The organism is Kitasatospora sp. NPDC058063 (genome assembly GCF_042885395.1).
In the GTDB taxonomy this organism is placed as follows: domain Bacteria; phylum Actinomycetota; class Actinomycetes; order Streptomycetales; family Streptomycetaceae; genus Kitasatospora; species Kitasatospora lactacystinica.
In genome coordinates this window covers 1-9643 of record NZ_JBHVSD010000058.1, presented here as the reverse complement: position 1 = coordinate 9643, position 9643 = coordinate 1, and the positions used below count along the sequence as shown (strand labels likewise).

General features: G+C 71.7%; 9 protein-coding genes. 6 read left to right on the top strand and 3 right to left on the bottom strand.

Annotation, left to right across the window (positions count from 1 at the left end; translation table 11 throughout):
- Positions 1 to 329: 329 nt before the first annotated feature.
- From ACFVUY_RS42965 to ACFVUY_RS42945, 5 genes are all read left to right on the top strand, one after another.
- Positions 330 to 995, top strand: coding sequence for a hypothetical protein (locus ACFVUY_RS42965; protein ID WP_387695923.1), 666 nt, complete (start codon positions 330 to 332; stop codon positions 993 to 995).
- Between the two features lie 202 nt (positions 996 to 1197).
- Positions 1198 to 1518, top strand: coding sequence for a hypothetical protein (locus ACFVUY_RS42960; protein WP_387695921.1), 321 nt, complete (start codon positions 1198 to 1200; stop codon positions 1516 to 1518).
- 89 nt (positions 1519 to 1607) lie between these two features.
- Entirely contained in the window at positions 1608 to 2237 is a 630-nt protein-coding gene (locus ACFVUY_RS42955) for a hypothetical protein (protein WP_387695920.1), read from the top strand.
- Complete coding sequence (locus tag ACFVUY_RS42950; RefSeq protein WP_387695919.1) at positions 2234 to 3502, top strand: AAA family ATPase; 1269 nt, start codon at positions 2234 to 2236, stop codon at positions 3500 to 3502. Before ACFVUY_RS42955 ends, ACFVUY_RS42950 begins: the two co-directional genes overlap by 4 nt.
- Before the next feature lie 119 nt (positions 3503 to 3621).
- On the top strand, positions 3622 to 4059 hold the full coding sequence (locus tag ACFVUY_RS42945; RefSeq protein ID WP_387695918.1) for a hypothetical protein: 438 nt from the start codon (positions 3622 to 3624) through the stop codon (positions 4057 to 4059).
- A gap of 269 nt (positions 4060 to 4328) precedes the next feature.
- Here ACFVUY_RS42945 and ACFVUY_RS42940 read toward each other — a convergent pair whose 3' ends face one another.
- Positions 4329 to 5141, bottom strand: coding sequence for a hypothetical protein (locus ACFVUY_RS42940; protein WP_387695917.1), 813 nt, complete (start codon positions 5139 to 5141; stop codon positions 4329 to 4331).
- Complete coding sequence (locus ACFVUY_RS42935) at positions 5141 to 5914, bottom strand: ParA family protein (RefSeq protein ID WP_387695916.1); 774 nt, start codon at positions 5912 to 5914, stop codon at positions 5141 to 5143. Before ACFVUY_RS42935 ends, ACFVUY_RS42940 begins: the two co-directional genes overlap by 1 nt.
- A gap of 224 nt (positions 5915 to 6138) precedes the next feature.
- Between ACFVUY_RS42935 and ACFVUY_RS42930 the strand changes: the two genes are divergently transcribed.
- Complete coding sequence (locus tag ACFVUY_RS42930; RefSeq protein WP_387695915.1) at positions 6139 to 6393, top strand: hypothetical protein; 255 nt, start codon at positions 6139 to 6141, stop codon at positions 6391 to 6393.
- Between the two features lie 141 nt (positions 6394 to 6534).
- On the opposite strand, the gene ACFVUY_RS42925 is transcribed toward ACFVUY_RS42930, so the two are convergent.
- Positions 6535 to 9054, bottom strand: coding sequence for a Helicase associated domain protein (locus ACFVUY_RS42925; RefSeq protein WP_387695913.1), 2520 nt, complete (start codon positions 9052 to 9054; stop codon positions 6535 to 6537).
- Positions 9055 to 9643 lie beyond the last annotated feature (589 nt).

The window sequence follows — 9643 nt, the reverse complement described above, 5'->3', positions numbered from 1 at the left end:
GTCGCCTTCACGCGCCCGCTCGACCCGGCCGAGCTGATGCACGACATCGACACCGCCCCGCTCGACGCCCTCGGCGACGGCCGGCTGATGACCGCCGCCGGGGCCTGGCTCGCCCTCCAGCACCGCCAGGCCGACCCCGCGCCCGCCGCCAAGGCACTCCCGCCCGGCCGCAGCTGACCCCGCGCCCGCCCGGGTGCCGCGCCGAACGGCTCGGCGCAGCACCCGGACCGGCCCACCACCACCCCGCCACCGACCAGTCCGCGACGCCGGTCGCCGATCAGGTCCAGACCCTCCTGCTGGACGCGCGCCTCTCCCGCTCGCTCACCACCGTGATCGACTCCCCGCCCGCCCAGGGCCGGCCCCGCCAGCTCACCAAGGGCGGCGCCGAGCCCTGGCCCGCCGGCACCCACGCCCACGACAAGACCAAGGCGTGGCGGCACGGCCGCTTCTGCTCCGAACCCATCACCCAACCAGAGGAGAGCCTCTTGACCGTTGTCCCGCTCGACCCCGACTCCCCCGCCAGCCACGCTGTCGGCGTCGACTTCGACCTCACCCTCGTGGCTCATCGGGACGGTTGGCAGGACGGCCGCATCTACGGCGCCCCGATCCCCGGCGCCCTCGAAGCCCTGCGCGTCCTCCAGGCCCGTCGTTCGGTTTTCGTGGTGACGGCCCGGCACCGTCGTTACCACCCCGCCGTCGCGGCCTGGCTGATCCGCCACGGCTTCGACGCCATCGTCGACGACGACCCCGACCGCGCCTACTGGCGCGGCGACCCCGTCCTGGTGACGAACAAGAAACTCGGCGGGGCGATCTACATCGACGACCGCGGACTGTGCTTCGAAGGCGACTGGGACACCACCCTCGCCGAGGCGCTGCGCCGCATCGGCGAGCCTTCCGACCTGCCGGCGCAGCTGTCCGCCGCCGTCGGCGCGCCGCCCCGTCTGTGCTCGCGCGTCGCTGATCAGCCCGGCACCACCACACCGCACCGCGTCTGAGCATTCACGGCCGTCCGGCGCGGCGACACCGCCGACGCCCAGCGCCTGGTCGACCACCTGCTGAGGGAGCCGACCGACCCCGCCGCGACCGAGGCCCGACTCCAGGCCGCGATCAGCCAGGCCCGCCACGCCTGACAGAGCACCCGCCCACCCATCAGGCCGAGCCCGTCCAGGGCCCGGCCGCCACCCGAGAGGAACCACCATGGGATTCTTCAACCGCAACAAGCCCGACGCGCTCGACGCCGCCCAGGCGCGGCACAGTGCCGCCGTCGAGGCGTCCCGCCGCGAGGCTCCGCTGGACCTGACCGGCGGCCGCGGCGGGCGTCGCGACCACCGGGCGGAGCACCGCGCCGCGCTCGCCGGCGAGTTCGGCGACGCCTACGCGTACGCCAAGGGCGGCGACCTGCACGGCCTCAACCGCAACCCCGACGGATCCCCGGAGACGGCGGGCCAGCACATGCGCCGCGAGGCGGAGGAGCAGGCCCGCGACGAGCAGCGGCGCCGCCGCTGGGGCCGGAGCTGACCCAACACGCAGTGCGGGGCGGCCGTCCCGCCGCCAGCGCCGACGGCCGCCCCGCCCTCCTTGCCCCGAGTCGAGAGGAGGACCAGGCAGTGAACAGCACCACCGTGATGATCGACTGGCACACCAACTGCACCCTGGGCGGTGTCGTCTACCCGACCCGCAGCCGCGCGCCCCGCCGGGAGGTCACCACCGCCGAGGAGCTGCTGGAGGGCCTCACCCAGCAGCAGCACAAGCTGATGAACGCGGTGCACGAGGCGGGCCACGCGGTGGCCGTGCTCGCCGCCGGCGGTCACCTCCACCGGGCCCGCCTGATGCCGGACGACCTGGATGTCGACGGCGCCGTCGAGGGCTGCGGCCTCACCGACGGCCGTGCCTACGCCGCGTTCGCCGGCGCCGGGGAGCGGGCCGCGGACAGGTGGCTGCGGGAGTCGGGGCTGTGGACCCCCGGCCGGGCGGTGGCCGTCGAGATCGGCGCCCGGGGCGACCGGCGAGAGCTGCTCAAGCTCAACCCGCACATCGGCTTCGGCGACGACGAGCGGCAGGACTACCGCATCGTGCACGACCTCGCCGACGCCCTCCTCGACCAGCACTGGGAGGCGGTCACTACCGTGGCCGCCGCCCTGATGGACCGGCACCACCTCGACGGCGCCACCGTCGCCGCGCTCGCGGGCCTGCCCAACGGCCCGCACCACCACACCGGATCGGAAGGGACATCATGACCACCACCACCGCCACCGCCCGCACCCTGGCCGCTCTCGGCCTGCCGGACCCGTGCCTCATCGCCCTCATCGGCGCCCCCGGCACCGGCAAGTCCACCTTCGCCGGCGCCTTCGACCCTGACGACGTCCTGAACGCCGACCACCTGCGGGGCCTGGCCAGCGGCGACCGGGCGTGCCAGGCCGAGGCCGTGAACGGCCTCGTCTGGACGATCCTGCACGCCCTGCTCGACTCCCGCCTCGGGCTTCGCCGTCCGACCGTCATCGACGCCACGTCCGCCGAGACGGCCCACCGCGCGGAGCTCGTCGTCCGGGCCCAGCGACACGAGATCCCGGCCTACGCGCTCGTCCTGGACACCCCGCTGGACGTCGCGCTGGCCCGAAACACCGCCCGCGACCGCCGGGTGTCCGAGGACGTGGTCCGCACCCTGCACGAGCAGATCACCGCCGGCCTGCCCGGCCTGGCCGACGAGGGCTTCGCCGGTGTCCTGCACGCCTCCCGCATCTCGCTGCCCACCGCGGCCGCCGACGGCGGCGAGGGGACGGGGGACCGGGTGGAGGTCGTCCCCGCCGGCCTGCGCGACTGGGCCGTGAGCTGGCCGCAGTACGCGCCGCTGGACGTCACGCCGCCGGAGCTGCTGCCGCAGGCGCTGGCGGCCGAGGTGCCGGCGTGGGCCGAGGGCGCGGCCACCCCGGCCGACGTGACCAACTGGGACCAGCGCCGGGCCGACGCCCTGGTCCCGTTCGAACTCGACCACCGGGGCTGGCCGCTCCACCCCGCCGGGCGCACCGGCCGCTCCGGCAGGAACCTGGGCAGGTGGGGTGAGAACGCGGCGGCCGACCCGATCGTGATCGCGGGCGCCGGCGTGGACCGGCGGATCCTGCTGATCACCCGGGACGACATCGGGGTGGAGGCCATCCCGGGTGGGATGGTGGACGCGGGGGAGACCGCGCCCCAGGCACTCGTGCGGGAGTTGCACGAGGAGACCGGAGTGGACCTGAGGGGCCACCAGCCGGTCATCCTCGGCACGGGCCTGGTGGACGACTGGCGCCAGTCGGACCACGCCTGGGTGGCGAGCACCTCCGCCCTGTACGTTCTGCCCGCCACCGTCACCGCGACGGCCGCCGACGACGCCCTGGACGCCACCTGGTACCCGGCGGGCACGCTCGCCGAGCTCGAGGCCGCCATCGCGGCCGCCGGGCGCACCCTGTACGCCGCCCACCGGCCCCTGATCACCCGCGCCCTCGCCCACCTCGCCCAGCAGTAGCCCATCCCGCCCGTACCGGTGGAGCGCCGGCGAAGGGCCTGCTCGTCCGGCGCAAACGTGAAACGTGAAACACCACAAGCCCCTATGAAGCATCTCAACTGGCAAGGAAGGACGGGTACATGGAAAGCAACCCGAACGCCGGGGACGGCGGCCTGGTCCAGGTTGTCGTCCACTCGATCGGCACCCTGCACGACGAGGCGCTGGAGCTGATCGCCGCGCACGACGGCCTGGTCTTCAACGTCGGCGACCGCCGCTTCCGCAACCCGCACCACGATCCGCGGCTGCGGGAGCTGACCGGCCTGGACGACGTCGTCCGCGACCACGTGCTCCAGACCCCCGGCGTGATACCGGAGGTCGAGCGCATCGCCGAGTCGGCCAAGGCGATCGTCTACAGCTACGCCAACCGGCGTCGGCGCCCGGTGCACGTCACCATCGCCTGCCGGGGCGGCCGGCACCGCTCGGTCGCGATCGCCGAGTCCGTGGCCGAGTACCTGCGCATCCACGACACCAGCGTCGAGGTGGTCCACCACCACATCCGCCGCCCCGTCGTCCAGTAGCGCCCCGGCATCACCCCGGCCAGCAGCTCCGGTGACGCGCTGCTCGACTCGGCCGAGGCCGCCGCGCTCCACGCGGAGCCGGGTGGCATCGTCACCGGCTCCCGCGTCCACCGGGCCTGACAGCATGACGGCGGGCCGTCCCCAATGGAGATGGGGGCGGCCCGCCGCCGTCCTCGCCTGCCGATCGGTCAGCAGCCTGCCCCGTCGAAGACGAGAAGGCCCACACCCCGCCAGGGTGTGGGCCTTCTCGTCTTCGGGGTTGCTGCCGGTTAGGCCGCCGCCGACTCCGGGGAAGCGGCCTTGATCTCCACCTCGATCCCTACCGACGACGACAGCGCCTCGATCAGGTCGCGGACCATCGCGCGCGTGCCGTCGGGATCGCGCTTCAATGCGGCCTGGACGGTGTCGGCGTCCAGCTTCTTGGTGACCCGGCGCAGCGCCGCGAACGGGTCGGCCGCCGGGGAGTTGGTGAGCTCCTTCTTGCCCTCCAGGCTCGCCAGGTAGGAGACCACGGCCTCCTCGGTGGCCTTCTTCTTGCCGACCGCCTCCGGGGGCAGGGCCTTGGCCGCGCCGGCCACCATCGCGGCGGTGACGGCCATGCCCTTGAGCTGAATCAGGGCGATGTAGAGCAGCGCGGCGGCATCGACGTTGTGTTCCTCGGACAGGGCGACCAGCTCCCACGCCTGCCCGTAGCCCAGTCGCTTAGAAACAATTGTTTCCAGGCCGTTCGATTTCTGCCCCAGGGAATCGAACACCTTCTCCGCGACCCGCCACGATCGGATCAACTTCCCCGCGTACTGCGGGGTGATGTCCCACTGTTCCAGGCAGTACGCCTCGAACGTGCCGTGGCTCACCCGATAAAGCCGGCCTCCCCGGATCGCCTCCAAGGCCTTGCCCGCCGCCCAGTACGCGACCCGCAGGTTCTCCAGCGCGGCCTCGCACTTCACCAGCAGCTCCCGCTCCTGGGCGATCAGGACCGGGGTCTCGGCGAGCTGCTTGGTCGGCAGGCTGTTGATCGCGCGGGCCAGCGCGACCGCCGTCCCGGGCTTGCCCGGCCCCTGAGAGCCAATCTGCTGTCCCATCAGAGCATCTGCTCCATCGTCAGGGCAACGCGCATGAAGTCCTCGCGGGCGTTCAGCGCGGTGCCGCTCATCTTGTACTCGGTGACGACCGCGCCGTTCTCGTAGGCGTGCTCGTGGATGGTGTACCGGCGGATCGGGTCCGAGACGCGCGGGTAGTTCCGCTCGTCGACCCACGACTTCACCTTGTTGAGCTGCGTCTCGAACTTGTCCTTACCCGGGTCGTGCATGTTGATCACGACCAGGAAGGGGATCGACCTGGGCTTCAGCACACGCTCGATCGTGAACTCCGCCTCGTCCCACGTGATCATGCTCGGAGTGATTGGCACGATGGCAAGGTCGGCCAACTCCAGGACCTCGCGCAGGGCATCGGCCACCGGGCTCTGCCCGAGCGGATCCTCGCCCCACTCGGTATCCGGGTCGACGTCCATGAAGCCGGGGGTGTCGACGATAAACCTGCGCCGCGACGGATCCTTCACGAGCTCCGACAGGATGCCCACCTTGCCGCGGGTGACCACATAGTCGAAGGGCAGAGCATCCTCGCGGACAGCCGAGCACCACTTCTCCAGGCTGCCCTGGACGTCAGTGCCGGCCGCGACGACGGGCGACGCACCGTCCGACTGGACCGCGCTGCGCCCGCTGCACGCCGCAGTGTTGATGGCGATCGTGGTCTTGCCCGATCCGCCCTTCTGCTGGATGACGACGATGACCCTCGTCGTCTCGGGGCGCGCCGTGGCGACGTCGACCGCGGCCTGCGCTGCTGTGGATGTTGTCATCCCAGAACCTCTCGTCGTCCGTTGATTTCACCGCACGTGCGGCTACTCGGACGCCCCTACCATGCCAGATGGCCTCACCCCACGATGGAAGCGGGGCCGAATGTGACAAATCGTCATTCCTGCTGAACGTCAGGCCCTACCGTGGAAGGCTGACCGTCGGCGCGAGTCCAGGCCTGTCTGGACGGGCACCCTTCCCGCAGGCCCAGCAGCACGAGGAGGACCCGGTGAGGGTACGAGAAGCAGCCCAGTCGGTCCTGCGGGTCCTGATCGACCGGGACGCCCACCCCGACCCGTACCTGGAGCTGGTGCGCCTGGGCGCCGAGCACGAGGACATCGAGGCCAAGACCAAGGTCACCCTGATCGTGCCCGGAGGCATCGTCACCGGCACGGTCATCTCGCCGGCGGCCTGGGAGCAGCAGTTTGTCCGCCAGCTCCAGGACGAAGACCACGACCTGCGCCGGGGGTGCGCCGGACAGTGAAGTTCCGCCACCCGCAGAACGAGCCCTAGCCATCCAGGTAATGCAGGAAGGCCGCCACCCCGAAGGGTGGCGGCCTTCCTGTGCCTTCTCGGGGCCACGGCGGCGTGCCGCCGGCCACGGCACCACCCCGGCCGGGCGTTCCTACCAGGCCACGCCGAGGGCCTCCAACTGCCCGAGCTGCTCCGCGGTGAGCTTGTCCCGGCGGGCGCGCTGGTTGTTCAGCCAGGACCCGAGGGACACCCCGTTCTCCTTGTGGGTGCGCGGCACCCGGACGTGCCCCTCGCGCTCGACGAAGGCGGCGAGCGCCGCCAGGCCCTGCTGGAACCGGTCCACCCGGGAGACCTTCGGCTTCGCCGCGGCCAGCGTCCGCGCGGCGGCGAGCTCCTGGTCCTCCTCGATGCCGAGCGCCGTCAGCAGGTCCTGCTGCTCCTGGTCGAGCTCGGCCCACCCGGCCCGCTGCGCCCGCACCCACCGGCCGAGCGTCTCGCCCTCGAACTCGGTCTCCACCGGCAGCTGCGCCCAGTCGACCCGGCCGTCCGACTCCAGCCACCACTGCCGGGCCACCGCGTAGGAGCGTTGCCAGACGATCGGCCACCGCGGGCACCACCACGGGTCGATCTCCTCCAGCGCCGCCCGCCGCTCCGCATTCAGCGCCCCCGGCTCGCCCTCGGGCACCTCGGCTGCCGCCCGAAGGCCGGCGAGCCAGGCCCCGATCGCGTACCCGCCCACGGCCGCCCGCGCCGGCGCCGCCAGGGACCCGCCGTGCTCCTTCGCCCAGACCCGCGCCCAGTCGAGGCCGGCGTCGAACCGCGCGTCCGACACGGACCAGATCATGCCCAGCGCGTCGAGCATGTCGACCCGGTGGCGTGCCAATTCGCCGTTCGCGAATTCCACCCGGCGCTGTGCCAGCCATTCTCCGAGCCGAAAATTCTCGTTCTCACCGACCCGCGTGGACCACGGAACATCCAGTCCGCCGGTCTCCTCGAACCAATTCCGGCAGTGCCCGATCCCCTCACGCCAGAGCTGATTCTCACCCGTCAGCACGCGAGTCGAGATGAACAGCGCCAGCACGTCCGAGCCGACCGGCGACTGGAACCGCACCGGCAGCGAGAACGACGGCGAACCCTCACTCACACCCGGCGCGACCTGCGCCTCGGCGCTGCGCCCGGTGGTCCGCTTGCCCGACTTCTGGGGCACGGCCAGGGACTCGACCACCCGCGCGTCGTGGCTGCGGATCGCGCTGAGGATCTTGACCAGCGGCCCGTACGAGTCCGACTCCAGAATGTCCCCGGGCTCCTCTCCGGGCTGCAGGAAGACCGGCACGATCAGACTCGCGGTCTTTCCCTCGCCCGGCTTCATGCGTAGGGCCCGGCCGATGGCCTGGACGATATCCACCATGCTGCCCCGGCCCTGGAGAAGAACCGCGTCCGCATTCGGAATATCGACACCCTCGCCAAGAACTCGGCAGTTCGAGAGCACGGCGTGCGCCAGGCCCTCGTCCTCCTCGGCCGTTCCGAAGTCCCGGATGGTCTCCTTGCGGAAATCCACCTCGTGCTCACCGGAAAGCCACTGCGCCCAGAACTCCTCCGGGTACTTCGCGGGATTCTCGGCGTGCAGCCGGTCAACGGCCTGGTTCAGCGTCTCCGAGAAATACCTGGCCTCGATCGTCCGGTTGTGGAACGTGATGACCCGCCTCAGCCTCCGCTCCACGATCGTCTTGGCCAGCCCGGCCTGGATGGCCGCGATCCGCTCGGCCGGCACCTGGTCGTCCTCGCCGTCCTCGGCCTCACCCACCCCCGGCCCCCACGGCACCGGCTGCCGCTCCGCCGCCGTCCGGTCCGCGCCCGGGTCCCGCAGCTCCAGCACCACCACCTCGAACGGCGCCAACAGCTTGCGGTCGATCGCCTCCGCCAGGCCCAGGGACACCACCTGACGCCCGTAGACCTGCTGATCGTCCATCGACACCGCCAACTCCTCCGGCAGCGGCTGGTGCGCCCCCTCACGCTGCCGCGCGCGGGCCTTCGGCGGCGCCCAGATCCGCGGCGTCGCCGTCATGTAGAGCCGCCGCCTCGCCGGGATCGCCTCGTTGTCGTGAACGACCGTCCATTTCTTCTCCGCGTGCCCGGAGGACCGGTGCGCCTCGTCGCAGACCATCAGGTCCAGCGGCGGGAGCTCCTGGCCGCGTTCGGCGTAGTACTCGTAGGTGTCCTTCAGCGCCCCGGCCGAGGCGTAGGTGGCGAACAGGGTCAGCGGCCGGCGCTTGCGCGCGGCCTGCTCGATCCACCACCCGATCATCCGCCGCCCGGTGCTCGCCTGCGTCCCGAACGGCAGCTCGCCCGCGGCCAGCGAGCACACCGCGTGCATCTCCCCCGCCCGGCCACCCCGGCGCCACTCCCCGATCATCTGCACCAGCAGGTCCAGCGTGGGCACCACCACCAGGACCACGCCGCGGGGCGCCAGCTTCTGCCCGGCCGCCGCCCCCACGAACGACTTGCCCGACCCCGTGGCCATCTGCGCGGTCACCCGCAACCCCGCCGGCGCACTCTGCCCCGGACGCAGCGTCAGGCCCCGCACGATCGCCTCCAGCGCCTCCACCTGGTGATGGCGAAGCGTGATCTCCTCGGGCCCCTGATCCTCCGCCAGGAAAGTCTCCACGCTCACAGAAATGTTCTCCCCTCGAATGCCCCAGGCCGGACCGGGATCTGACAAGAACTGCTGACAGTGCGCTTCTGATACATTCACCGGCCGGGCCGAGAGGCCAGAACGGACGGGAATCAAAGCCAATGTGCGGGCGGCTTCCGGTAGCCTATCAGTCAGCCCGGAAAAAAACCGGGAAATCCCGGAAGCGCCGAGGACGGACCCCGAATCCGGCAAGGTTCCCTGACAGATGCCAACTGATACACTGGTCACCGTTGCTCACCCTCCGAGGGTAGCGCACCCCAACCTCACCCGGGGCCGAAAATGCCGGTCTGGACCCCGGTCTAGACCTCCCTGAGAGGAGTGAAGCCGACCCGCACGCGCCCCCGATGCCCACCCCTCCCCCTAGTCAGCCCGTCGCGAGTTCAACCAAAGTCCCAGCTCAACCATGTGAACGAGCATCAGCCCACCGGCACCATGGAGCGAAGCGGAGTGGTGCCCGGCCCGAGCGGAGCCGGGCCGACCTGACCGAAGGTCAGGTCACGGACACGCGGAGCGGGTCCGCCGCCTGACCGAAGGTCAGGCGCGAACGGAGGGCCGAAGGCCCGTAGGG

Bases quoted from the DNA above. Each gene is read 5' to 3' on its own strand.
- ACFVUY_RS42940 (WP_387695917.1), bottom strand. From the start codon at position 5,141: ATGGGACAGCAGATTGGCTCTCAGGGGCCGGGCAAGCCCGGGACGGCG.
- ACFVUY_RS42950 (WP_387695919.1), top strand. From the start codon at position 2,234: ATGACCACCACCACCGCCACCGCCCGCACCCTGGCCGCTCTCGGCCTG.
- ACFVUY_RS42960 (WP_387695921.1), top strand. From the start codon at position 1,198: ATGGGATTCTTCAACCGCAACAAGCCCGACGCGCTCGACGCCGCCCAG.
- ACFVUY_RS42935 (WP_387695916.1), bottom strand. From the start codon at position 5,914: ATGACAACATCCACAGCAGCGCAGGCCGCGGTCGACGTCGCCACGGCG.
- ACFVUY_RS42945 (WP_387695918.1), top strand. From the start codon at position 3,622: ATGGAAAGCAACCCGAACGCCGGGGACGGCGGCCTGGTCCAGGTTGTC.